This window comes from Bacillus sp. RO2, assembly GCF_012911845.1.
In the GTDB taxonomy this organism is placed as follows: domain Bacteria; phylum Bacillota; class Bacilli; order Bacillales; family Bacillaceae_I; genus Sutcliffiella_A.
The window spans coordinates 12706-36869 of sequence record NZ_JAAXCU010000050.1 but is presented as its reverse complement, the minus strand read 5'-3'; the positions used below and the strand labels follow the sequence as shown (position 1 = coordinate 36869).

General features: G+C 39.3%; 20 protein-coding genes. 9 read left to right on the top strand and 11 right to left on the bottom strand.

The genetic code is table 11. The features are described from left to right. Positions 1-616: 616 nt before the first annotated feature. Together HF078_RS17100 and HF078_RS17095 are read right to left on the bottom strand one after the other, a co-directional pair. Positions 617-1783 carry an endonuclease Q family protein gene (locus HF078_RS17100; RefSeq protein WP_169292240.1) on the bottom strand — a complete coding sequence of 389 codons (1167 nt, stop codon included), beginning with the start codon at positions 1781-1783 and terminating at the stop codon, positions 617-619. A 9-nt stretch (positions 1784-1792) separates the two neighbouring features. Further along, a complete protein-coding gene (locus HF078_RS17095; RefSeq protein WP_169292250.1) occupies positions 1793-2344 on the bottom strand; it encodes an NUDIX hydrolase in 552 nt (183 codons plus the stop codon). 73 nt (positions 2345-2417) lie between these two features. Here HF078_RS17095 and mciZ point away from each other — a divergent pair, with 73 nt between their 5' ends. The 3 genes from mciZ to HF078_RS17080 all read left to right on the top strand — a co-directional run bounded on the left by mciZ (position 2418) and on the right by HF078_RS17080 (position 4040). Then, on the top strand, positions 2418-2549 hold the full coding sequence (mciZ, locus tag HF078_RS17090) for a Z-ring formation inhibitor MciZ (RefSeq protein WP_169292239.1): 132 nt from the start codon (positions 2418-2420) through the stop codon (positions 2547-2549). A gap of 56 nt (positions 2550-2605) precedes the next feature. Then, on the top strand, positions 2606-3526 hold the full coding sequence (locus tag HF078_RS17085) for an aldo/keto reductase (RefSeq protein ID WP_169292249.1): 921 nt from the start codon (positions 2606-2608) through the stop codon (positions 3524-3526). A 199-nt stretch (positions 3527-3725) separates the two neighbouring features. Next, complete coding sequence (locus tag HF078_RS17080) at positions 3726-4040, top strand: hypothetical protein (protein WP_169292238.1); 315 nt, start codon at positions 3726-3728, stop codon at positions 4038-4040. 60 nt (positions 4041-4100) lie between these two features. Here the strand turns inward: HF078_RS17080 and HF078_RS17075 are convergent, their stop codons facing one another. Beyond that, on the bottom strand, positions 4101-4337 hold the full coding sequence (locus tag HF078_RS17075; protein ID WP_346775371.1) for a YqkE family protein: 237 nt from the start codon (positions 4335-4337) through the stop codon (positions 4101-4103). Between the two features lie 197 nt (positions 4338-4534). On the opposite strand from HF078_RS17075, the gene katA reads away from it, so the two are divergent. Further along, positions 4535-5992 (top strand): catalase KatA, encoded by a 1458-nt coding sequence (gene katA / locus HF078_RS17070; RefSeq protein WP_481748027.1) that lies wholly within the window; start codon positions 4535-4537, stop codon positions 5990-5992. Positions 5993-6111: 119 nt separating this feature from the next. Beyond that, complete coding sequence (locus HF078_RS17065) at positions 6112-7404, top strand: ATP-binding protein (RefSeq protein WP_240951785.1); 1293 nt, start codon at positions 6112-6114, stop codon at positions 7402-7404. Between the two features lie 54 nt (positions 7405-7458). On the opposite strand, the gene HF078_RS17060 is transcribed toward HF078_RS17065, so the two are convergent. Further along, positions 7459-9189 (bottom strand): WG repeat-containing protein, encoded by a 1731-nt coding sequence (locus tag HF078_RS17060; protein WP_169292236.1) that lies wholly within the window; start codon positions 9187-9189, stop codon positions 7459-7461. Between the two features lie 66 nt (positions 9190-9255). On the opposite strand from HF078_RS17060, the gene HF078_RS17055 reads away from it, so the two are divergent. Next, the gene (locus tag HF078_RS17055) at positions 9256-9402 is read left to right on the top strand and encodes a hypothetical protein (protein ID WP_169292235.1); all 147 of its coding nucleotides are present in this window, start codon (positions 9256-9258) and stop codon (positions 9400-9402) included. Positions 9403-9413: 11 nt separating this feature from the next. Here HF078_RS17055 and HF078_RS17050 read toward each other — a convergent pair whose 3' ends face one another. From HF078_RS17050 to HF078_RS17035, 4 genes are all read right to left on the bottom strand, one after another. After that, entirely contained in the window at positions 9414-9947 is a 534-nt protein-coding gene (locus tag HF078_RS17050; RefSeq protein ID WP_169292234.1) for a histidine phosphatase family protein, read from the bottom strand. A 54-nt stretch (positions 9948-10001) separates the two neighbouring features. Further along, positions 10002-11096 carry an SMP-30/gluconolactonase/LRE family protein gene (locus tag HF078_RS17045; protein ID WP_169292233.1) on the bottom strand — a complete coding sequence of 365 codons (1095 nt, stop codon included), beginning with the start codon at positions 11094-11096 and terminating at the stop codon, positions 10002-10004. Between the two features lie 809 nt (positions 11097-11905). Beyond that, the gene (locus tag HF078_RS17040; protein WP_205831668.1) at positions 11906-12463 is read right to left on the bottom strand and encodes a dihydrofolate reductase family protein; all 558 of its coding nucleotides are present in this window, start codon (positions 12461-12463) and stop codon (positions 11906-11908) included. A gap of 94 nt (positions 12464-12557) precedes the next feature. Then, positions 12558-16787 (bottom strand): tetratricopeptide repeat protein, encoded by a 4230-nt coding sequence (locus HF078_RS17035; protein ID WP_169292232.1) that lies wholly within the window; start codon positions 16785-16787, stop codon positions 12558-12560. 196 nt (positions 16788-16983) lie between these two features. On the opposite strand from HF078_RS17035, the gene HF078_RS17030 reads away from it, so the two are divergent. Further along, complete coding sequence (locus HF078_RS17030; protein ID WP_169292231.1) at positions 16984-17286, top strand: hypothetical protein; 303 nt, start codon at positions 16984-16986, stop codon at positions 17284-17286. 29 nt (positions 17287-17315) lie between these two features. On the opposite strand, the gene HF078_RS17025 is transcribed toward HF078_RS17030, so the two are convergent. Further along, positions 17316-18611: an MFS transporter gene (locus HF078_RS17025; protein ID WP_240951784.1), complete on the bottom strand. Its 1296-nt coding sequence runs from the start codon at positions 18609-18611 to the stop codon at positions 17316-17318. A gap of 140 nt (positions 18612-18751) precedes the next feature. Here HF078_RS17025 and HF078_RS17020 point away from each other — a divergent pair, with 140 nt between their 5' ends. Further along, entirely contained in the window at positions 18752-19462 is a 711-nt protein-coding gene (locus HF078_RS17020) for a vanadium-dependent haloperoxidase (protein ID WP_169292229.1), read from the top strand. Between the two features lie 91 nt (positions 19463-19553). Here the strand turns inward: HF078_RS17020 and HF078_RS17015 are convergent, their stop codons facing one another. Continuing rightward, positions 19554-20363, bottom strand: a complete 810-nt coding sequence (locus HF078_RS17015) for an EcsC family protein (RefSeq protein WP_169292228.1) — start codon at positions 20361-20363, stop codon at positions 19554-19556. Between the two features lie 109 nt (positions 20364-20472). Between HF078_RS17015 and HF078_RS17010 the strand changes: the two genes are divergently transcribed. After that, positions 20473-20784, top strand: a complete 312-nt coding sequence (locus tag HF078_RS17010) for a hypothetical protein (RefSeq protein WP_169292227.1) — start codon at positions 20473-20475, stop codon at positions 20782-20784. A 123-nt stretch (positions 20785-20907) separates the two neighbouring features. On the opposite strand, the gene HF078_RS17005 is transcribed toward HF078_RS17010, so the two are convergent. Beyond that, positions 20908-24150 (bottom strand): hypothetical protein, encoded by a 3243-nt coding sequence (locus HF078_RS17005; RefSeq protein ID WP_346775370.1) that lies wholly within the window; start codon positions 24148-24150, stop codon positions 20908-20910. Positions 24151-24164 lie beyond the last annotated feature (14 nt).

The window sequence follows — 24164 nt, the reverse complement described above, 5'->3', positions numbered from 1 at the left end:
TGGCGCTCTATGAGGACAATGTTCCTCGCATTTCCCTTCTTGAGGGAGTCATTGGGACTCTATGTGGACAATGTTTCATGCATTTCCCTTCTTGAGGGAGTCATTGGCGCTCTATGAGGACAATGTTCCTCGCACTTCCCTTCATGAGGGAGTCATTGGCGCTCTATGAGGACAATGTTTCTCGTTTTTACCTTTACGAAGGAGTCATTGGCGCTCTATGGGGACAATGTTCCTCGCATTTCCCTTCTTGAGGGAGTCATTGGCGCTCTATGAGGACAATGTTTCTCGTTTTTACCTTTACGAAGGAGTCATTGAACCTCTATGAGGACATTGTTCCATGTATTTCCCTTCTTGAGGGAGTCATAGGGATTCTATGAGGACAATGTTTCACGTTTTTACCTTTACGAAGGAGTCATTGAACCTCTATGAGGACATTGTTCCATGTATTTTCCTTCTTGAGGGAGTCATTGGGATTTTGTGAGGACAGTGTTACCCGCATTTCCCTTCTTGAAGGAGTCATTGAACCTCTATGAGGACAATGTTTCTCGCATTTCCCTTAATGAGGGTGTCATAGGTGCTGCCCCTCCGTCACAATGAAATAGAAAACTAATCACCCTTAACTATCACTTACCTTACCAAACCTGCCCCCACCGCCAGATTTAAACGCCAACTTACCGCTTCGAGCAGCCACTATTAGAGATGCTACCTTTTCCCCAACAACTTCCACTAAATCGTCGTAACTTGCTTCATGCAGAATTCCCATCTCGGTTCCAAAAACTCCTCGTAACTTCGACAATGTTTTAGGGCCAACGCCTGGTATGAAATCTAACGGTACCTGGTGAATATATGGTGGGCGGTGTCTCAAGAGTCCCTCTTTATCAGCCAGCTCATCAATCCGATCAGAAACACCTTTAACAAATTTGGTGTGGTAACACCTGCTACATATGTCTTTCCCATGTAAAAAAGGAGTTAAGCACTTTTCACAAACTGTGGTATAGTATTTCCCTAACTGCGGACTCAACCCGTAATTTGCCACCACTCTTCGCCCATCCACTTCCTTCAAAGCAAGCCGCAACTCTTCAAAACTTGGTTCCTTCATGCGCACCTTTTGATACTCGCGGGCGATTTTCCCCACAGAGTGAGCATCAGAATTAGAAAGGAATGTGTACTTCTCCAATTCTTTTATCCGTTCAGCCATATAGGTGTCAGCACTTAACCCAAGCTCGATTGCATCAATCAGCTCTGATTCAAACACCTCGTTTAAACTCCATTTCACTCCTTTGCCATACAAACTCTTAAAAGGTGTAAAAACATGAGCAGGAATAAAAAGGCCACCTAATCGATGAACCTCATGCTGAATATCAACCGCATTTGCATAAACTCGCTGTGTGGACAAAGTGACATTTTTCATTCGCTTGCTTAGCCAGTTCGAGAACTCCACCATTCTCTCCACAGTCTTCATATAACAGAGAGCATGAATTACACCTTGACAGTTCTCATCATAAATCTCCACTTCCGCACCAAGGATCAACGTAATATCACCCATCTGTACACCGCCATCAACGAGTTCCCTTAGCTCACCAGATGCAATACGATTACGAAGACCAATAAGCACTTCAGGTACCTGGCAATCGATAACTCCGACCATGTCTAAACCCTTTTTAAAACTAGCCTCTTCCAAAACAGCCTCCAAAGTCAATTGATTGGAGGCTGTAATTTTGACTGGTTTACCACTTGCTGTCCGGCCTAAATGTATATGTAAATCGACAATATAATCTTGCATGGCCGTCCCCTACTTTCGAAGCAATGTTTGCATTTGCAAATACTGCACGGCATAAGCAGTCTTCGCATCATAAATTTCCTTCTTTTTAATAAGTTCAAGAGCCTCATCTATTGATACTTCCAACAGGTCCACAAACTCATCTTCATCTAGATGATGTTCTTCCGTGTCTTTGCGCAACCCTTTTGCAATGAATAAGTGTACCAATTCATCTGCAAAACCAGGTGAAGTATAAAAAGAAATCAATGGCTCCAATTCATCACATGTATAGCCAGTTTCCTCTTGAAGTTCCCTTTTTGCGGTTACAATAGGCTCTTCCCCATTTTCTAGCTTACCTGCCGGGATCTCTACTAATGTGCGCTCCATTGCCTTTCGGTATTGACGGACCATAATGATTTTGTTCTCTTCTGTTACTGCAATAACTGCCACCGCTCCTGGGTGTTTGATAATTTCCCTTTTACTTGTTTTACCGTTTGGAAGTTCTACGTCCTCTAAATATAAATCAATGATTCTTCCTGTGAATAATTTTTCACTATGTAACGTTTTTTCTTTTAAATGTTCCATCCCGACCGCTCCTTGTTCTTTAGTCATCCATTTCTTCATACATTCTACCATACAAGGGTTAGGAGGGAGTAAATTGAAGGTCTATGTCCGTCCAAACAATATCGTATTGGTAGGAAAGGCTTGGGAAATACGAAATAAGCTTAGGGAATATTCCCATCAACATGTGTATGTGAAAACATGGATCAACTCTATTAAAGATGAATAATTTGAAGCAGAGCCCTCCTTTTCGGTAAAATGAGGAAAAAAGGAGGGTTTTTTTTGATACCAAAAAATCGACTCGGCAAATCTGAACTATATGTAAGCCAACTTGGGCTTGGCTGTATGTCCCTTGGCACGGAAGAAACAAAAGCGATAGATATTGTAAAAAAAGCACTAGATTTAGGAATCAATTACCTAGATACTGCTGATCTGTATGATTTCGGACAAAATGAGGAACTGGTAGGAAAAGCTTTAAAAGGACAACGAGATAAGGTCATTCTTGCAACAAAAGCAGGGAACAAATGGACACAAGGAAAAGAAGGATGGGAATGGGATCCTTCTAAACAACATATCCAATCTGCAGTCAAAGACAGTCTTCACCGCCTTCAAACAGATTATATCGATCTCTACCAGCTTCACGGTGGAACGATAGATGACCCAACCGAAGAAACAATCGAGGCATTTGAGGAGTTAAAAAAAGAGGGGTACATCCGCGAATACGGGATATCTTCTATTAGACCGAACGTTATTAAACGGTTTGTAGAAAACTCCTCGATTGCTTCGGTAATGATGCAATACAGTCTGCTTGATACACGCCCAGAAGAATGGTTGGATTATCTTCACGAAAATAAAATTAGTGTAATAGCTCGAGGCCCACTTGCCAAAGGACTTTTATCGGACAATGGTCTTGATAAGCTACAGAATAAATTTAAAGGAAAAGATTTTCTTGATTATAGTTACGAGGAGTTGGAGAATCTCTTACCAAAGCTATTGAACATTCCTGGTGATAAGCCACTTCAAGCAACTGCCTTCCACTATTGTTTGGCACACCCTGCCGTAGCAGCGGTTATCCCAGGTGCAAGCTCCATTGAACAATTGGAAGCTAACGTCCATGCCATGAATGAAAAAACACTCTCAGAAAAAGAGTACGGAACAATTCAAGAACTCGTAAAACAATCTTACTACGACTCACATCGTGATTAATATCAAACAGCTTCCTTTTTAGGGAAGCTGTTTTTTATGTTTTAGAACAATGGTAAATTTCTAAAGGTTGATAGCTGTTGATTGAAGCCATTTGGGGAAATTAACAGCGGTGTTTGGCGGATATTCTAATCAATATTTTTGAAACTTATTCCATTTTTATACGTAGATTAATTTATCTACATATCAAGGAGGAAATATAATGGTCAAATATCTTATCACTTTACTCATTGTTCTTGCAGTAGAAATTGGTATTTTACTGGGAATCTCCACCTATTTTGACTTTAACCTCTTAAGCACCATGTTTTTCGGCTCTCTTGCTTTTGTCTTCCTTGCCTTCTTCACTAGTTCCTCCGGAGACATTTTCACTAAAAATTCAGAAGCAGCTGTTTTTGATTCCATGGCTGGTCGTTACACCCCGCAACAACAGAAACCAACATTAAACATCGGGCCATTTTTGCTAGGATCTCTTTTATGTTTAGCTGTCTACTTCGCCACGGCTTTTTTTCTCTCTTAACAAAAAAGAGAATGGTTATCTAGACGGACCATTCTCCCTTTTCTATTTTCCAAGCCAACCTCACTTGAATTCCTTCCAATTTTGATTGCTTTCTTCAAACAGTTCTTCAAACGATTTATTCTTCTCCTTTAATCGTTTTTCTTCTTTTTTTCTTTCAGCTTCTTCTGCTTTTTGTTTTTGTTCCGTTTGCACAAGTTGGTCTTTCATGGATTTTAATTTCGAATAAACATCGCTTTCTAATTGGTCCTTCAATGATACCTTCTCATCCATTTTATTCGTTGGATGCTTTTTTTTCACGGCAAGGCAACTCCTATCATTACGTTTTCTAGTAGTATAGCAAATTCCTAATCAACCATAAACAGACAAGTTTACTAAACCTATTGATTAAAGATAAATATTATTACTTTATAATAATTATAAAAAAGTATTGATTTTCGTCTGATAACTGTTATCATTATTCAAGTAATATATTTTTTTTATTGAGGTGAATGATTTTGACAACTAATAATAGACTCACAACAAGCTGGGGAGCTCCTGTGGGAGATAACCAGAATTCCATGACGGCGGGATCAAGGGGACCTACTCTCATACAAGATGTACACCTTTTAGAAAAACTCGCCCATTTCAACAGGGAACGTGTTCCTGAGCGTGTAGTGCACGCAAAAGGTGCTGGTGCGCATGGGTACTTCGAAGTAACGAATGATGTGACAAAATTCACGAAGGCAAAATTCCTTTCTGAAGTAGGAAAACGCACGCCACTTTTTGTCCGTTTTTCCACGGTAGCTGGTGAAAACGGTTCTGCTGATTCCGTTCGTGATCCACGTGGATTTGCCGTAAAATTCTATACAGAAGACGGGAACTATGATCTAGTCGGAAACAACACACCAGTGTTTTTCATAAGAGATGCCATCAAGTTTCCCGACTTTATTCATACTCAAAAGCGTCACCCTCAAACGCATCGAAAAAATCCTAACGCCGTTTGGGATTTCTGGTCCCTATCGCCTGAATCCCTTCATCAAGTGACCATCTTGATGTCTGATCGTGGAATCCCGGCTACATACCGTCATATGCATGGCTTCGGTAGTCACACTTTCAAATGGGTGAATGAGGAAGGCGAAGGTGTTTGGATTAAATATCATTTTAAAACTGAACAAGGTATTAAAAACTTGACTGAAGAGGTTGGAACAAAGATTGCAGGTGAGAACCCTGATTATCATACAGAGGATTTATTTAATGCCATCCAACAAGGTGATCACCCTTCATGGAGGGTTTATGTACAGGTTATGCCATTGGAAGATGCGGATACTTATCGCTTTGATCCATTCGATGTGACAAAAGTATGGTCACAAAAAGATTATCCGTTGATGGAAGTTGGGCGGATGGTATTGGATCGAAATCCGGAGAATTACTTTGCAGAGGTGGAGCAGGCAACTTTCTCTCCAGGAACACTTGTACCTGGAATTGACGTATCTCCAGACAAAATGCTGCAAGGGCGCCTTTTTGCTTATCATGATGCACAGCGTTACCGTGTTGGAGCGAATCACCAGGCGCTCCCCATTAACCGAGCACGAAATGAAGTTCACAACTATCAACGCGATGGGCAAATGAGGTTTGACAACAATGGTGGAGGTACCGTGTACTATGAACCCAATAGTTATAACGGACCAAAAGAAACTCCTGAAAACAAGCAAGCTGTTTACCCTGTTTCAGGTATAGCTGATAGCGTTGCCTATAATCAAAATGATCACTATACTCAAGCAGGTGATTTATATCGTTTGCTAAGTGTGGAAGAACGTACACGCTTAATAAAAAATATTGTTGCAGCAATGAAACCGGTAGAAAGCGAAGAAATCAAACTTCGTCAAATCAACCATTTTCATAAAGCGGATCCAGAATACGGCAAGTTAATTGCTGAGGGCCTTGGTTTGCAAGTTCCACAAGAAGTCCGCTAATTTCAATTTTCATATCTCTTTTATTCTCACTTCTGTCAAGCAGGCACCAGATTTTGGTGCCTGTTCCTGTTTGTTAGAAATATTTACACATAGTTACTTTTATTAGCACCAAAATCTTCATGTTTCTGCTATTATTAATGGGAATGGAAGTTGCAACAGAAGGGACGTTTAACCTCTTGATTGAAACATTATTATTGAATTTTCTGTTTCTGATATTACCTATTATCATCTATTTAGTATTTTTTGAAGACAAACATCATTCTTTTAATAGATGGATGTTCAGTTTACTTGCCACTATTTCCATGGTGCTATGTATGTCTTACCCTATTCATTTACAATTAGGGTTCATTTTCGATTTACGCTATATCCCTTTTTTTATTATTGCATTATATTCTGGTCATAAATTTGTTTTTCCACTTTACATAGTCTTAAATTTATACCGTTTTTATATCGGAGGAGAAGGAACTCTAAACTCTTTCCTTACTTCTACAATTATATTTTTATTCGTTCCTTTTCTAAGCAAAATGTTTTTGACATTTAAACCAAAGAATAGATTGATTTTTTCAGCTGGCATAATAACAGTGTTTATGGGAATCTACCTAACTCTTTTAAGTTTCTATTTCGATAAGTTAAATAGCGAATTTATCATGTTTAGTATATATGCAGTCACAACGCATGCAGCGTTAATGGGAATTATCGTCATACTAATAGAAAAAATCATACTAAATATTCGAAATCGCGAGCGCTATATCAGTGCAGAACGACTAAATGTGGTAAGTGAACTGTCTGCAAGTGTTTCTCATGAGATAAGGAACCCATTAACGGTTACGAGCGGTTTTCTTCAATTACTGGGTAAATCAAAGACAATTGGTGTTGAAGAAAAAAGATACTTAGATCTCTCCTTGCAAGAATTAAAACGCGCAGAGAAAATTGTGAGTGACTACTTATCTTTTTCAAAACCACAATCGGAAAATATGGTCTACTCTAATCTAGAAGAAGAGGCTGAATATACGAAAAACCTTATAGTCCCATACGCTGCCATGCACCAAGTCGAAGTTCAATATTCCTTTCACAACACTTTGAAAACGTCCTATGACCGCAACCAATTGCAACAATGTTTCATTAACCTTTTCAAAAACAGTATAGAGGCGATGAAGCCTAATGGTGGTATACTTTCTATCGCATTTACGGAGGTAAAGAACGACATCATTATTACAATAAAAGATTCAGGAGTTGGCATGACTTCCGACGAAATAAATCGGTTAGGTAAGCCGTATTTTTCAACAAAAGAAGAAGGTACCGGCCTTGGAATGCTGATGGTGTACAGTACAATCAATAAAGTCAAAGGAACCATAAATGTACAAAGTGAAAAAGGAAAAGGCACCACCTTTATCATCACCATTCCTACATAGAAAAAAGGTAGACTTCTAGAAGAAGAAGCTACCTTTTTCTTTATGTCAAAACGATTAATGAAACGACCGCCAAAACGCGCCTTTCTTGTCAATGATGTTATTAATTTGTTTGAATGGAATTTCAAATGTAGGGAATCCAGCTGCATATGGGGCTATCTCATACGGTGTAAAATATAGGAACAACGCATCACTAGATACATAGAACGGTTGATCTGGTTGAATCCCTGTAAAGGAATCTGGAAAGTAGTTATCAGGGTTTTCCTGTATTTGTTCTGCAACCAAATCACTTAACACTTTTACATAATCACTGTTGGGTTTGAACAAGTCTTTCAATTCGTATATTTTACCTATGCTGATATCTATTGGCACCATGATTTGTGTCGGCATGCCATGTGCTGCTCCAAAAGGATAGTTGTAGCCATTAAGCTCTAGTATTAGTAAGTTCTTATTATAAAACTGCACAGAAAAATCACCTGTGTAATTATAATCCAGCTGTTTATCCGGGGGAATAGGAATAATTTGAGATTGTGTACGTAATACTTCGTTGACTTTTTTCTCTGCTTCTTTATTTTTCATTCCCTGTAACTGTGGATAATACACGAGATAATCTTTGTTTGGCCGGTATTTTTCTTCGCGGATTGAGACATTCCTATTTACAAGAATGACCGAATTTTGAGCATACACTAGATTGCCAGCTTTATCATAGTAGGACAACCTCTGATCCACAAATGCCCTCACCAACTGCCCTTCGATAGAAAGCGTTCCAATGCCATCTATAACAGGAAGGTCTTTAGCCTGTCTGCCGCTTTTGTTGATAAAGAAACTTTTAAGACCTTGCGTCACAGAGCTATATTCCCCTTTGTAGTTGTTCACTGTATCATATTGGAAATCAGTCATTATCTGTCCACTCACCGTATCGGCTATTGCATAGATCGAGCCAACAAATGGCTCTTCAGGGTTAATGGCTCTTCCGATAGCCGCCCTGTTCCCACCAAGTTGATTGATATCATTATATCTTGGAGGAATGATGTAGTTCCCGCTCTTATCAATTAAACCGAATCTATTCTTATAATCATTGGAAGCATTGACAACAGCTCTTCCCCCCTGAAAAGGTAAAGCCATACCAAATTGGGGTTTTATGACCACATTCCCTGACTCATCTACATATCCCGCCTTATCCTGATAGGTTTTTTTGAAGGAAAGAAGTCCTTCACTTAATCCATTCATCAGTTCGTACGGATACGTTTGTAGTTGGGAGCCAGTAGAATTTAACAAAGCATATAAGCTATCTTTCACCTGTACGAGTGCTTTGCCGCTACTCATATCAAAGGCATACTGGTATTGAGCAGGAATAGCTACATTACCGTTCAGATCTAAGTATCCATAAAGTGTCGTTCCCCCATCTTGGGAATTATGGGAATCTTGGAAAACCGCACGCCCCCCTTGATAGGGACTAATAAACGAATACGCTTTTTGCGTCAATACTTTACCTTTCTCATTTAAGACTACTGAACCACCCTCATTTAACATAGCTATGGCACGGCCCTCTGTAAAAGGGAAAATGGAGCTGTACTTGGGGCGAACCACAAATTTACCGGTTTGTGTAATAACCCCTGCCCCACCCTTACGAACAATCGCCAGTCCGTTTTGCTGAAACTCCCCTGCATCTTCAAAGGTGGGCTTTAGCACAAACTTCCCCTTCTCATCTATATATCCCCATTTTGTTCCTTCAACCGTTCTTATCGATGCAGGAAACAAACGCGGTTTAATTATTCTTCCGAACATATATGTGGTCACCCCATTAGTTTTTGATATCTTATGGAATTATGTGGTGATAGGTGAAGGCCTAATATGAACGGTAGAACGATAAGGGGATACTTTGCTAGAAAAAATCAGGTATTTTGGGAAGTTCGTGCGAAAATGAAGGGAGTTGATGCCAAAACTGCTCCAGTTCGTGCTAAAACGATACGAGTTCGTGCCAAAATGACTTTTCTGTAAATACGGAACGGTCAAGATAGAATCCTGTTATTATAAACTTTGTAATCCCCATTATCAGACGAATATTTTAAAACACTATCTTTTCCGAGAGCTCCCTCTAAACAAGCCCCGATTACCCCAGTAGTACATCTATGACCTGCTATAAGAATGTTCATTCCATCAAATTTCTCATCCTCAAGGCTCTTTAAAAAACCAATTACCCTGTAAACAAATTGGTCCATCCCTTCCACTCCTTCATACTTGGTATGATCAGGAATCGCCCCGTTAAAAATCACCTCTTCTTTTTTCAATCCATCTGCCTCTCCAAGATCAAATACATCAAGGCGCTCATCAATTTTTGGTTTGTATCCTGAAATGATCTCAGCAGTTTGTACAGCCCTTTTTTGCGGGGAAGAAAACACATAATGAAACTCAACATCTTGTAATTTTTCTTTCAACACATTAGCCTGACGCAAACCTTCTTCGTTTAGAGGCAGCCCCTTTCTCCCTTGCATTCTTCCCTCTTTATTAAAATCTGTCTGACCGTGCCTGATGACGTAGATCATGTTATCATCCTTTCTTTTACAAACCTTCATCTTTTTTCAATACTCCGATAGCATTCATTTCGTGTGAAAAAACAGGCTTTCATCTGTCTCCGTTACTCCAGTGATATTCGTATATGGAATGGAATCACTTTGCATATCTTCTACTACTTCGCCTGATTCGTTAATTGCGATAACGTGCGAGTATCCTGCCCCTTTAGGCAACATTTTAGCTGGAAGACGCATTGCCATTTTCCTTAATATGGGCTTATCAGAACTGAATTCTAGAAAATCATTTCTCGGCATGATTAATCCAATCCAGATTCTGTCGTCATTTCCACGCATCATATTATCCGGTAGTCCAGGTAGGTTATCAATTAGAACTTCTAAAAATTCACTTTTATCCTTTGTACTTAATGTTTGATCTGATTCTAGATTTAATTTCCAGACGCGGTATCTTCCCGTTTCATTTATTAGGAGACTTTTCCCATCCATACTTAATGCTAATCCGTTTGCAAAACTAATATCTTTCATCAGAACTCTAGTTTGCTTTCTCGACGGATTATACTCCAATACTCTTCCTGTACTGCTATTTTCGAGAATATCTATTTCTCCCGCCCGTCCAACATCACCAATCTCTTTCGCTTTTGTTCTTTGAGAAGCATCAGTAAAATAAATAATTCCACTATCAGAAACTACTACTGCGTCAATAAAGTTTATGGGTTTTTCTTCAACGGTGTCTGTTAATAGATCAATTTCTGGATCACCTTCTTCATAGTTGCTTATTTTAAGTAATCCCCCATGATTACCATAAAGGGGGTCAGCAACTATGAGTGACCCTTCACTATCAAAATCAAAGCCTAAAGGTCTGCCATTCGTATTAGCGATTTCCTGTAATCCTGTACCATCCTCTCGTACACGAATGATTGCACCAGTTTTTGTAGCTGCGTACAACCAACCTTCACGATAGACGATATGCTCTGGCTCTTCATATTTTCCAATTGAAAGAAATTCCATTCCTTCTAATCTATTATTTTTTTCGTAAGCACCAATGTATCTCATAGATTTAGGAGATTCCCATGCAACAGGGTCAATCGAGACAGGCCACAATAATAGATACAAGATTAATACAAGACATAGAAATGCAAGAACTTTGATGATGGCGAGTTTCATAATTTCCCTATACCTCCAATAACTACCATATATTCCTTATTATCTCTCACAATTTTGCAACAGTCCATGCAAAATTGTAGAAGCTTTGAGTTTAGAGGTACAAGTTTGTCTGGGAAATGTAGAAGGTGACAGTTTAACGGTCGAAGCCAACGCTTTAATGGTAGTAGCTTCTTTTTTCCAACGGGGATTTAAAAAGCAGGTTCACTTTTCCATAGAGGTACACCCGACTTCCAACTTACACGTAGATCTATCCTCTAAGCATAAATTGTAGAAATTTTAAGTTTAAAGGTACAAGTTTGTCTGGGAAATGTAGAACCAGACAGTTTAACGGTCGAAGCTGACGCTGTAATGGTCGAAGCTCCTTTTTTCAACGGGGATTTAAAAAGCAGGTTCACTCTTCCATCGAGTTACACCCGATATCCTACTTCCACGAAGATCTATTCTCTAAGCATAAATTGTAGAAATTTTAAATTTAAAGGTACAAGTTTGTCTGGGAAATGTAGAAGCTAATCCGGGAAATGTAGAAGGTGACAGTTTAACGGTCGAAGCCAACGCTTTAATGGTCGAAGCTCCTTTTTTAACGGGGATTTCCATCGAATTACACCCGATTTCCTACTTCCACGTAGATCTATCCTCTAAGCATAAATTGTAGAAACTTTAAGTTTAAAGGTACAACTATGCTTGGGAAATGTAGAAGCTAATCCGGGAAATGTAGAACCAGTCAGTTTAACGGTCGAAGCCAACGCTTTAATGGTCGAAGCTCCATTTTTCCAACCAAAATACAAAAAGCAGGCGCACTCCAAATAGAGTTACACCTGCTTATCTTCTTCTCTAATCACTATATATCGATTTTGAACTAGTCCTGAAGGGAATGACTTACTCTCCAAAAGCTCCAGCTTATTTTCTTGTTCGGTTTCTTTAAATAATCTAATGCCATTCCCAATTAGGATTGGTATTGTGGATATGACATACTCGTCAATTAGGTCTTTTCTGACGAACTCTTTAATTACTTCCGCCCCGCCATCAACAAATATATGTTCTCCACCTGTTGAGCGGATGTTATCAATTAATTCTTTGACATCACCCGAGTAGTATTCAACATTGTTATCTGATCCTTTTTTAGAATTGGAAAGAACATAGGTTTTTCTATCTTTGTGTGGAAATTCCACGCCAAAAGACAATACTTTCTCATACGTTCTTCTACCCATGATAACTGTGTCCACACTTTCTACAAAAGCTACATACCCATAATCTTCTCCAGGGGTATCCACCATGGAAAGCCAGCCAATATCATCGTCTTTTTTGGCTATATACCCGTCCACACTTTGTGCGATGTATACAATTACTTTTCTTGAATGCACCATCATGCTTCCTCCTATAAAACTACATTTATTTTAATGATAGTAGCATGGAAATAAAACAGGAACAAGCACCATGTGCATTGCCCCTGTTTTCTCTCCACTATTGCTCTGACACTTCTAAAGGAAACATTCCTGCTTCCTTCAATGGTTCCAAATCTTCATCTTCCAAAGACATTTCGATGAAAATCCCATCCTCATCTGCTTCGAATAATTCAGTCAAGTGAGCTGCTGATTCTTCGAATTTCCCTAAAAGAGATAAATAGCATGCACGATTATAAAGTAGCATAGCGTCTTCTGAATCCTGTTCTAATGCTCTCTCCACCATTTCTAATGCCGCATGGAATTCACCATTTAACCTTAAGGCTATACTAGCTTCATTCATAATCTGCGTATCGTCCGGAGCAAGTTCTAATGCTTTCCAAATTGTTTCCTTCGCTTCTAAAACGCGGTTGGTTTCTCTGTAAAGGAGAGCCAACTGATAGTAAGCAGCCGGATCGTCTGATTCAAGTTCAATAACTTGTCGATAGATTGATTCTGCTTTACTAAACTCACCAAGTAGCTTGAGCACATAACCATACTGAGACAGATACCTAGAAGCTTCTTCTTCTGCCAGACATCTTTCTACCAGCTCTTTCGCTTGCACTAAATATTGTTGATGTTTTTTCGCTGGCGCTTCTTCATCAAGTAACTCCAGTATCGTAGAGGTTAGCTGATAGGCTACATCAGATTCCCAATGGTACTTTAAGAATTTTTCGTAGGACTTGATGGCATCCGTTTTCATATCAAGTTGCAGGTAAACATCTGCCAGCCAGAAAACCGCTGTGACATTTTCCCTATCCTGCTTGAGCGCGTTTTCGTAAAGACTGATCAGGACACCAAAGTCCACACTCGCTTTGCCAAAATTCTTCAACTTCTTGAACCAATTTCGTTCAGACAAATCGTACTCTTCGTTTTCCCTCCTCGCTATAAGCACTTTGTCGAAGGTCACCGCTGAGTACATGCTGACTTTACTCTTTTCTTGATCAGAAAGTTTAAGTCGATTTACGACTTTTTCCAAAGTCAGCATAGAACCCGCGCTGACATGAATTTCTACAAACAGCTCATACAAATTGCGGTTTTCGATGTCCTTACATATTAATTGAAGAATTTCTTTCTTGGCTTCTACAAATTTCTTCTTTCGCAGGAGGATTTGTATTTGATGCATAAGAAGTGGGATCTCCTCTGGTTCTAGAGCAAGGGCTTTTGAGACATACTCCTCTTCTGCGCCATAGTCTCCCAACGCTCCATAAACATATCCAAGGCTGTCATAAACAAAAGATGCATTTTTTTCATTTAAAAGACTATTTAATTTCTCTTTTAGTTCCAATAGTTCTTTTTCCTTTATAAGAGAGGCTAAGTACTGGATATTTACAGCATACGGGTTAAGAGCAAAAGCTTTACGGATATGAAAAAGCTCTTGTACCTTATGGTTAAGTCGATCACAGATATCAGCAATGTTAAGGTGGGCCTGAACATGAGTCGAATCAAGTTCAAGGACCATTTTGTAACATTTTCTTGCTTCCTTATCTTCCCCTAGCTTAACCAAAATTTCCCCAAGACGGTATAGAGGAAGTAGTTTGTAAGCTTTAGAAAGACCCAATTCATAACATTCCTTCGCTTGATACAAAAATCCGCTACTTTCATAAAGACAACCCATATATGAAGGAAAGAGATAATTTTCCACATCTTCTTCGTGTTTATTTTGCAAAAACGTGATTCCTCGAGCATTATAAGGAGTCTCTTCAATCAGATTGACATAGAGTTCCAATGCATCTTCCACGTTTGTAGGCGCGCAATTAATACCTTTTTCCAATAAGGACAATGCTTGTTCTAAATGTCCTGGGGGCGCATCCATTGCCAGTGCGGCTTCCCACATATATTTTCCTGCATTCACCAAATATTCGCTGTCATCTTGGAATCTCTCATAGTTCTCATTTAGCCATGCGAACGCGTCACTGAAATTCTCTTCTTCTTTTAATAAGTGACCAAGATTTACCCAGCCAGCAGGATCCTCAGGGTATTTCTCTGTTGCTCGTAAGTATAGAACTCTGGCATTCTCATACTCTTTATGGCGCTCATAGAAGTCACCAAGTTCAAGAAGTAGAAGAATCGCTTCGTCGGTTTCTTTTAATCCGGTCTGTAAAAGAGGTTCCACTTTCTCCGGTTGCATATAGACAAATTCGTACAGTTGGGCAAGATCACGATATGGTACAGCTATTTCTGGATCGAGTGAAATCGCTGTTCGGAATCCCCTTTCTGCATGATGGTACCGTTCTAGTTCATTGTCACATCTTGCTCTTTCAAACCAAGCATGACCATGCGACTTTTCTTCCTTTAAGACAGAACTGAATTGTTCTCTCGCCTCTGTATAAAACTTATTATCAAACAGAATCATTCCATGGTTGATTCTGGTGAATGTATCCAGATTATTAATATCCATTGCAATGGATGAGTAACGTAGCGCCTGTTCATCCAGCCCTCTGAAGGAAGTGGAAAGCGCCAGATAGGACCACAGAACAAAGTCATCCGTTTCAAAAGTGATGCCTTTTCGGAAGCATTGTGTTGCCTCATCATGTTCATTCTTCTCGTAATGAATTCTGCCTTTTAGATACCAGTAGGCAGATTGATAATAATGAGGTTTAACATTTGCAAGGTATTCCTCTGCCTTCCCCCATTTTTTTATACGAACATATGCCATTGCGATAATAAGATATTTATATTCTTTCTCAAAATTGGACTGTTCAACAGCGTCTGCAGCTTGTGACAACAGTTCTTCCTCATCTTGTTTAGCTAGGAATTTCAAGAAACTTGCAGCGACAATTATGTTTGTTATGTTTTCACGAATAAATGTTTTGTCTTCTTCGGAAAAGTCCTCATTACATTTTTCTCCGAGTACTTGTATTCTAGCAGCAATTTCATGTTCTTTTTCATCTAAAAAATGGAGAGAAGGTGCCTGTTGTGATGGAACGACTGCAATCGCCAACGCGTGGCTATTGCTGAATTCGTCTTGAAACTTTTCATATTCCAAATAGACAACATCTGTTAAGTTCGGATCCTGAATGATTAGGCACTGCAGATTATCATCATATCCAACCACGACCTGTACATGGGAAGAAGTAGGATACTCCAAGCTCATTATGACCGAGATGCCTGATTGTAACATCTGTTTGATGAGCTCCACATTGCTATAAAAATATCTACAATAATATCCCCTCTCCTCTAAGAAGGTAATAGCTTTAGAGATACTGGAACCTGAAATGGTAAAGATGGACTCAGCCACTTCCTCCTGTGAAACATGTTGGTTATACATGCTAAATACCATCTCAAGACTTGCTGGGACACAGTAGTTGCTTTTTTGAAGGGTCGGTTTATACTTCTTCAATAGTATAGATTCACTTTGAATTATCTCTGGGAGATGTCTAAAATGGGACTGGGTAGCAATCGTATCATTTTTTTGAAGAAAATCTCGCAAAGCGGAAATATCATGTTGATGGTACAAGCTCTCTGCCACCCACAAACTGTTGACCGTCTGATAGCAATGAAAAGGAGTAACATCCTGAAGCTCCTTAACTGCCTCCCTCAGTTCGGCCCACTCTTTTGTTTTATAAAGATAACGTAATTTTTCCATTTGCAGTCTCGGAAAATCAGGATATTGTAGGAGTGCACGGTCGATATACCTTTTCGCCTCCTCCCAATTACCTTGAAGCATATAATGCCTGATTAACATTCCAAAGGCGTAGGCACCGTCTTTCTTATCCTGTAACCCTTCAAGGAGTTGCTTTACTCCTTCCTCCCACTCACCTTTTTGGAGATAGTAGTAACCCCAGCGTGTTTTCATCGAATTGGGAGTGAGTTCTTCACATTTCATCATATAGTCATAGGCAGCGTGATATCGGCGCATACGGATACAAGCAATAGCCAGGTTATAGACAATTTTTTCTTCTTCTTTTTTTGATAGGTCTTCTTGTTGTAATAATGTTAATAACAATTCCTCTGCTTTAATAAATTCTCCAAGATCAATAAGTTCCTCACAATACCATATCGTGGATGTAACTGTTTTCTTTTTTCGGTAATTTGCTCTTATCAGCATTCCAGAAACATCATCCATCAGAGCAAGGTCCATCACCTGTAAAATCGGCCTTAGTTCCTCATCCGTAAGCGTTAGAACCTCGCGGAATGCTGATATTCTGGGCTTTTTCGTATATTCAGTAAAAGTACTAATAAAAAGTTGGAGTGCAGCTTGATAATTAGTCTCTTCCATTAATTGTGCCAACTGTTTGGTTTTCATCATAATTTCTCCTCTGATCCCTTTCGAAATTTTCACATAACTAAATTAAATATACGACGATACCTTACTCTTTACCATCTATTTTTAATAGGTGAAAAGAACTGTTAATATAATACAAGGGCTGCAACAAGAGATGTTGTTGGTTCACTAGCCTATTTCCTATATAATAAGTTTACAAGAAACAAAGGAGAAATTTGATATGGATAAAAAAGAATTGGAACATGCAATTATACAAAACTACCAAAAAGAGGAGAATATGATGATATTGGTTTTTGCGCAATGGTGTATTAACCATGAATTAGACCCATTTACTCTTTATACAAAAGCATACCCTGATCAGGCAAATAACCCCGCACTTGCTCAAGCTTTGGAATTGACAGTTTCTAAAGAAGAGGCCGGGGATATTTCAAACGATACGGTATTAGGGGTATTAGCTATGTTTGGTAATGATGACTTAGCTTTTGTTGTGTCTGAGGAAATAGGAAAGACAAAAGGAAAATAATGAAAAACGGCGTTTGCAGACGTTGCTGCTTACGCCGTTTTTTTATTTTTCCCCTGTTTAAGAGTTACGTTATCTCTACTTGCCCAGATAATTAAAGGCAATAATAAAAGAGATAAGAGACCACCACCTATAGAAAGTATGGCATAACTAGTTTGTGCCACTATCATACCTGACATGATGCCGCCTGTTGCTCCAGATAATGCGACCAGTACATCCATGGAACCTTGGACCTTTGCGCGTGTTAAAGGTGTTGTGGCATCCACGATTGTTGCCGTGCCGCTAATCAAGCCAAAGTTCCAACCTAATCCAAGTAGTGCCAATGCCAAAATTAGTACGAATAAATTATCACCAGGAGCAGTCGCCGCAACGATTCCCGCTAGGAGCAATGTTACACCTGCTGCTGAAGCCATAGCGGTACGCCCGACCTTATCAACTAGAACCCCGGTAACTAATGAAGGGAGATACATGGCACCAATATGAATCCCAATCACAAGACCAATAGCATCTAAGCCATGCCCATGATGCCCCATATGAATGGGGGTCATCGTCATGATTGCCACCATCACCATCTGAGTCAACACCATTACTGAACCACCGACAATGATTCCTCGGTTATTCTTTTTTGGACCAGTTAAAGGGAGGTTCTCCGTATCCAACCGTTTTTCATTTTCCAATGCTTTAGAAACCAGTAAAGGATCAGGTTTCATGAAAACAAGTAATACCAATCCAGCTAAAATAAATGCTGCTGCTCCTAAAATAAATGGCCCCGCTAATGACGGGACACCTATGGAAACTGCAAAATCTCCCATCACACCCACTAGATTGGGTCCAGCTACTGCCCCAAATGTAGTCGAAACAAGTGCAATACTAATTGCTTTCCCTCGTTGTTTGACAGATGCCAGGTCTGTTCCGGCATATCTTGCTTGAAGATTGGATGCCGTTCCTGCCCCGTAGAAAAGAAGAGAGAAAAACAGCAACCACACATTGTCGGTAACAGCTGCAAGCACCACACCTAGAGCACTAATTCCTCCGGTTAAAAAGCCGCCTGCCAATCCAACCCTTCGTCCATACTGTTGTGAAACACGCCCAATCAAATAAGCCGCTCCTGCTGAACCAAGTGTCAATAAAGCAACAGGAACTCCAGAATATGCATCGGTACCAAGCATATCTTGAGCCAACAAGGCTCCTACTGTGATACCTGCTGCCAGGCCAGCCCCACCAAATACTTGAGAAAGTACGACAATAAAAAGTGTTCGTTGATATAATTGTTGTAATTTCTCAGGGGAAGCGACTATCTCTTCCGAAGTTAATTTTTGACCTTTCAATTCTCTCTCCCCTTTGTTCAATTAAGACATTTCTTCCTATTTTAGCATGCTTCCATCATAAGAACTTATTGTTTTTAAACATATATTTCATCCAACTATCATAAAGAAATTTTAGAAGAACTTTCTAAGGGGTTGAAACAATGCGCACTGAATACAGGCGATGGTCTCAATATCCATATCAAGGAGAGCAATCACCACCTATTGGAAATCCTAATGCCGGCTTTTGGCCAATGTTTTTCATCAGGCGAGAAGGGACCGATAGATTCCTAGACCCATTTGGAAAAGAAATTACTTGGCAAATAAAAGAACCTTTATCTATAGACTGGAACAGTGAACTACAAATTGTCGAACAAACCATGAGTACCCTAACTCCTCAACAGATTCAAAACGCACAATATTGGGCTACCGGTGAGATTGCAGAAAGATTTTCAACCATGCTGTATGATTTTGCTGAGCAGTATCCGATGGGCTCCCCAAATTGTGCCCGCATGCAAGGATTTTTCCATGCAACCATGAATGACGTTTTTGTAGTTTGCTGGTATTTAAAATATTTATGGGATGTTGCCCGTCCCAATCAATATGGGAGAAACATCAGAAAAATTATTGATACACCACGATTTCCAGCCTATCCGTCTGCACACGCTAGCATAGCTGGAGCAGCTCAAGAAATAATGACCTATTATTTCCCGCAGGAACAAGCCCGGATTAAAGCTACAACCGATGCTTCCGCTCAATCTCGCTTGTATGCAGGCGTTCACTTTAAAGTAGATAACGATGAAGGATTACGGCTTGGGAAGCAAATCGGTAGGATGGTAGTGGAAGTGTTGAAGGTTCAGAATGTTAAACAGTAATAATTCACTATCATGAAAGCCTACTGACATGAAAGGTTAAGGTCAGTAGGCTTTAAGAAATTCACTAAAATGCTTAAAATTCTTTTGTTTTCTAGGTTTGAACCTCTAAACGGTCTACTCTTTCCATAATTCTTCTTTTCTGATACAGCATAGTTCCAGCTTCTGTCAAATCACTCACCATAGTACGATTGGCGAACGCTCCAAAAAGAATCCCTGCAACCGGTACCAATTGAAAAAGCTTTTTCCAACCAAAGGCCTCTGTGAATGTCACGGTTACTTCTCTCCAACCTTGGAGTTGGGAGAATACCTCTTTTGATTTCATTGCTTCATTCGAAAAATCAGCCAGCTCATTTAGGATTGCCTGCTTCCCAACAATATCTGCCGATGTAAATTGTAAGCATTTCAAGATGAATATCCTCTCCGTTTTCTCTTTTGGATCATATCCATGCAGAATCGCAATATCCTGTAATGTTTTTAGAGAAATAGCCAGGATTGCAGGAATATCAATTACTAACGTGAAGATTCCCCCGATACCAGTACTTGCTCCTTGGAAGGTAGCTGTATTTTTACGGGTTTTTCCTAATTCAAGAGAAGCTTTTTTCATTTCGACTACAGGTACATCTTGAAAATCTTTAAGCCTCGTAATAGTTCTGCCTGTTTTTTTCTCAAAATAATGGAATACACTTTTCTCGTTTGAAAGATAACTTCCTCCATTTTGAATAAAGCTCCCCAGTTCATCAAGAAGGCTTCCTATCTTCCCTTGAATAAATCTTGGAGTTAATCTATCAAGCAGTTTAAAGGGAATACGGCCGATCCGTTCCCATAACCATAGCTCCTTTTGATCTTCTTCCCATTTCTCTATTAATTTTAGTTCATTTTGCAGTGTTTCTTTTGTTTCCATGCGTGTTTCTCCTTTGGAATTATGAGGTTGAGATGTCTCTTCTGTTTATATGTGAAACTTTTCCTTTCTGCATACGTAAATAAATCACAACCATATTTAGGAGGCAACGATGAAAAAGGAATTATCCATGAAAAATTTATTATACATTATAGGGCTCTTTATCTTTTTAGGCATGATTATCATGGCAATAACTAACCCATTGACCATAGATCCCAACTTAGGAATCTATCAAACTGAAAAGGCTATTATCAAAGGGGAAAAACTATACAAGTTTGTCCTGTTTCTTCTTATTTCTAGTATTACATATTTTCTTCTCGTTCAATTATACTTTTCCACTCCAAAAGGACGAAAAGTATTTTTCACTATTCTTTCTGTTTTAGCCATCGCAGCCCCAATGGTTGCTATCTACCTTGAAAGGTGATCACTTGCTGTGTCACCTTTTTTGTCTATTTATGTAATCTAGTTTCATAGATAACTAGAATTGAAAGAAGTGGAGGCATACTTCCATCCTCCACTCTTATTAATAGCATCGTAACTGTGTAACCTACTCCTCCACTTCAAAAAACAGTTGCTGAATTCTATAGTAAGATTGTTTCAGCCGTTCATGATAAATTGGCATTTCCCATTGATCCCATGCATATAAGTAATAATCTTCCTGCCGGCTCTTCCCATTTACTGTTTTTGGAAAACTATCTACCACTTTTCCGTCAGAATTGGACACGGCAATTGCACCTATTCGGATTCCATCAACCCATGCACTGCTATTTAATCCATTACCTGTCCACATATCCCCCATCACTTCTCGTTGACTTGGATCCTTTACATTGAGCATCGCCCATGGAATACGAACTTCTAACAAGCCTTTCTCCTCATTTAAATAAAAATCTGTTAAAGAGTCGAAGTTTTCCGCGTTGGGATTGGAATTACCAGAACGGAATATACCAGTTTCATAGCTGTCAAACGGGACAATTATTTTCTCGTCATTCTCATTTTTATACGTTAATTCTTTGTTTAAAGTTAACCTTATCGGATGAAAAATACCATTATCTTTTTTGTCTGCATACTCCTGTTTCTCTACCATAGCTAGCTTATGGCCATACATGTAGTAGAAACTGTCATAATAACTATCTACAAGCATTCTAGCTTTCTTTTCATTCTCCACTTGAAGAATGAAATCTATGCCTTCTGTAATATAATCAGACCCAGGTACCACCTTTGACTGCCCTTGGTTATTCATTATATTAAACAATAAAGATATTTCATGTTCTTTAAATTTATCCGCCTTCAACTTTACATATAAGAACCCTTCATCATGAGTTATTTGCATCTCTTTTATGATAGAAGAAGAGCTGTACTCTGTTTCTTGGTCTAAAACTTTCCAGTCCTCTTCTTTTCCGTCAATAACTATCTTTTGTGCTTGGCCGGGTTCAAATGTCAGCATTCCGAACATCTGCTCATTTGTCTGGACGTTTTTCCAGTAAGGTCGCTGGTCCGGGTTATCGAAATCCATCGTATTCCAAGTCCGTTTGAACCATTCGTCATGCCATGAAAAGATTAATCCACCTGCCATATTTTCTTCCACAATATCTTCAAAGAGATGTGCTAAAATCTCTCCCTGCTCTTTTTCGGTATGACCGCCCTGGTTCCAACCGTAAATATTATTATGAGTATTCCCTCTTGAAGAAGGAATGCCAAACTCAGCAACTAATAGCGGCATGCTGTGTGCTTCTTTCATATGTTGTAAATACCCTGCGTAATTGTTCTTCTCTTCCCGGTGGTCAATATAATCCACATATCTCTCTTCAAAATTTAGGAAGTCTGGGTAATACGGATAGATGTGGTAGGAAGCGAACATTCCTGCTTCAAACTCATCTTTGGAAAATATCAAATTTGGATTGACGCTTACAAGGTCTTCCTGTTCTGACGGTTCGGATGGATGAGTAAGTAAATCAGTAGTCACCCAGTTCGTGAAGCTCATTGGTCTCTGCCATTGATAGATTTCTTGTTCATAAGCAATCGTATATTCCATCATTTCTGCAAGCCACACTTCAAATGGCTGTGCGCCTTTTGTGAAGAGAAATTCTCCATTGTACTCAGACATACCTGAATGTTTTCTATTTGTATTCAGTACTACTTGCGGATCCCACTCTACTCCGAGGACCCACCCAAGCACATAGGGTGAAACGTCTGCCGTGTAATTTCCATGGGCATGACCAGGACGCTCTTCTAGAACGGCATTTCCATGGATTAAATCAACTGTTTTTTGGATTTCTTCTTTGAAATCTTTGACATTTTCCTCAGCGAAAGCATCATTTGATTCAAGGAAGACCTCTTCATTTATCCAAATGCCATGAAATAGATAGATGGGTTCTTCTGCCCTACGATTGTATTCAGCCAAAGCCTCATAAAAGTGCGGCGGATGAATTGTATAAATACGTATAGCATTAGCATTCATGTCGCCAATCTGCTCGAACCAACGGTAGTACTCTTGCTTCGTTATAGCTGTTTCACCGGGCCACGTACCTGGTTTTGCTATTCCCATATTAACCCCTTTAATCAGAAAATCTTCCCATTTCCCGTCTTTTTGTATTTGTAAATAATCTTTGCCTACTCTGCCTGGGATATAGGATTCACCTACAAGATTAACATTAACTTCCTTTTTTACAGTGCTCTTATTTTTCTGTTGCTGCATAATTTCACTCATCATAGGATGATACACTCTCCAATAAAAGGATTTTAGATCATCTTTATTCCTTGACTGCCATTTCTTCAGTGCCGAATATCCTTTTGCCTGATAAAGGGATGGGAGGTCTGCCTGGTCAGCAAAATCACCTGAGAAATAGTAGCTTTCATGAGTAGGGTTTACATGATGTATGACGGCTGGAAATTTGACAGGAATCCCATTTTCTATCAATCTTTCTTCTGCTTCGTTTGTCAAAGAAAGCGAGAAGGATGCAAGCACCTCATCATCTTCTTTGGGTACGATAATATTAAACCAATAGTGATAGGCTGCTCTATCCTGAAGATTGAAATGTTCTTTGCCATTTTGCGTAAATTCAAACATTACATGCTGTTTTTCCATATCTTCCTCTGTCAAGACTAAGAGCTGATCACTATCATGAACGAATACCATCCCTTTACCACTAAAATCCCACTCTTTCCCGTACTGTTCAAGATAATTCTTTTTTGCCCAGACAGGAACTTCCGCCCCCTCAAGCTCTGTAAAGAATCTCCCTATCCATCCTGTCCACTCTAAATTATACAGTTGGTAAAATGACTCTTTTACCTCTTGAGGCGTAGGACTTCCAAATGTGTTAAACTCTCCAATTAATGTTGTACCATGTGAAAATACAGCTTCTCTTATATAGTCTACATCCTCTGATGTTATACCACCGTATATAAGTTCTGAACGTTGCCCTTGTGCATTACCTGTTGTAATATCCTCTTCATAAACACCGTATCCATCTGCAATATAAATTACATCATGCACCTTATTTTCAGGATATGCTCTAATCTTATTATCCACATCGCTTACAGGGTCATAACCGACGTAATCTGAATGCAGCTTATAATTACTTCCGTCCGTTTTCTGTATTTTTTGCTGGTTGAGTAACCACGTCAGTCCTAAATGTTCCCTGTAAGATTCATCTGGAACCGTTTTATCTACAATCAACACATCAAGTGGTGTAGAAGGCTTAAGCAGCCATCCTATTACTGGTGAACAAAACCCTAAAAATAAAAACACTATCAAGATTGACCACAGCCACAATCTTTTCTTTTCCATCATAACCATGCACCCAC

Excerpts from the sequence above, each read along its gene's own strand:
- HF078_RS17100 (WP_169292240.1), bottom strand. The coding sequence starts at position 1,783 with ATGCAAGATTATATTGTCGATTTACATATACATTTAGGCCGGACAGCA.
- HF078_RS17095 (WP_169292250.1), bottom strand. The coding sequence starts at position 2,344 with ATGGAACATTTAAAAGAAAAAACGTTACATAGTGAAAAATTATTCACA.
- HF078_RS17080 (WP_169292238.1), top strand. The coding sequence starts at position 3,726 with ATGGTCAAATATCTTATCACTTTACTCATTGTTCTTGCAGTAGAAATT.
- HF078_RS17065 (WP_240951785.1), top strand. The coding sequence starts at position 6,112 with ATGTTTCTGCTATTATTAATGGGAATGGAAGTTGCAACAGAAGGGACG.
- HF078_RS17060 (WP_169292236.1), bottom strand. The coding sequence starts at position 9,189 with ATGTTCGGAAGAATAATTAAACCGCGTTTGTTTCCTGCATCGATAAGA.
- HF078_RS17055 (WP_169292235.1), top strand. The coding sequence starts at position 9,256 with ATGAACGGTAGAACGATAAGGGGATACTTTGCTAGAAAAAATCAGGTA.
- HF078_RS17050 (WP_169292234.1), bottom strand. The coding sequence starts at position 9,947 with ATGATCTACGTCATCAGGCACGGTCAGACAGATTTTAATAAAGAGGGA.
- HF078_RS17045 (WP_169292233.1), bottom strand. The coding sequence starts at position 11,096 with ATGAAACTCGCCATCATCAAAGTTCTTGCATTTCTATGTCTTGTATTA.
- HF078_RS17040 (WP_205831668.1), bottom strand. The coding sequence starts at position 12,463 with ATGATGGTGCATTCAAGAAAAGTAATTGTATACATCGCACAAAGTGTG.
- HF078_RS17035 (WP_169292232.1), bottom strand. The coding sequence starts at position 16,787 with ATGATGAAAACCAAACAGTTGGCACAATTAATGGAAGAGACTAATTAT.
- HF078_RS17030 (WP_169292231.1), top strand. The coding sequence starts at position 16,984 with ATGGATAAAAAAGAATTGGAACATGCAATTATACAAAACTACCAAAAA.
- HF078_RS17020 (WP_169292229.1), top strand. The coding sequence starts at position 18,752 with ATGCGCACTGAATACAGGCGATGGTCTCAATATCCATATCAAGGAGAG.
- HF078_RS17015 (WP_169292228.1), bottom strand. The coding sequence starts at position 20,363 with ATGGAAACAAAAGAAACACTGCAAAATGAACTAAAATTAATAGAGAAA.
- HF078_RS17010 (WP_169292227.1), top strand. The coding sequence starts at position 20,473 with ATGAAAAAGGAATTATCCATGAAAAATTTATTATACATTATAGGGCTC.
- HF078_RS17005 (WP_346775370.1), bottom strand. The coding sequence starts at position 24,150 with ATGATGGAAAAGAAAAGATTGTGGCTGTGGTCAATCTTGATAGTGTTT.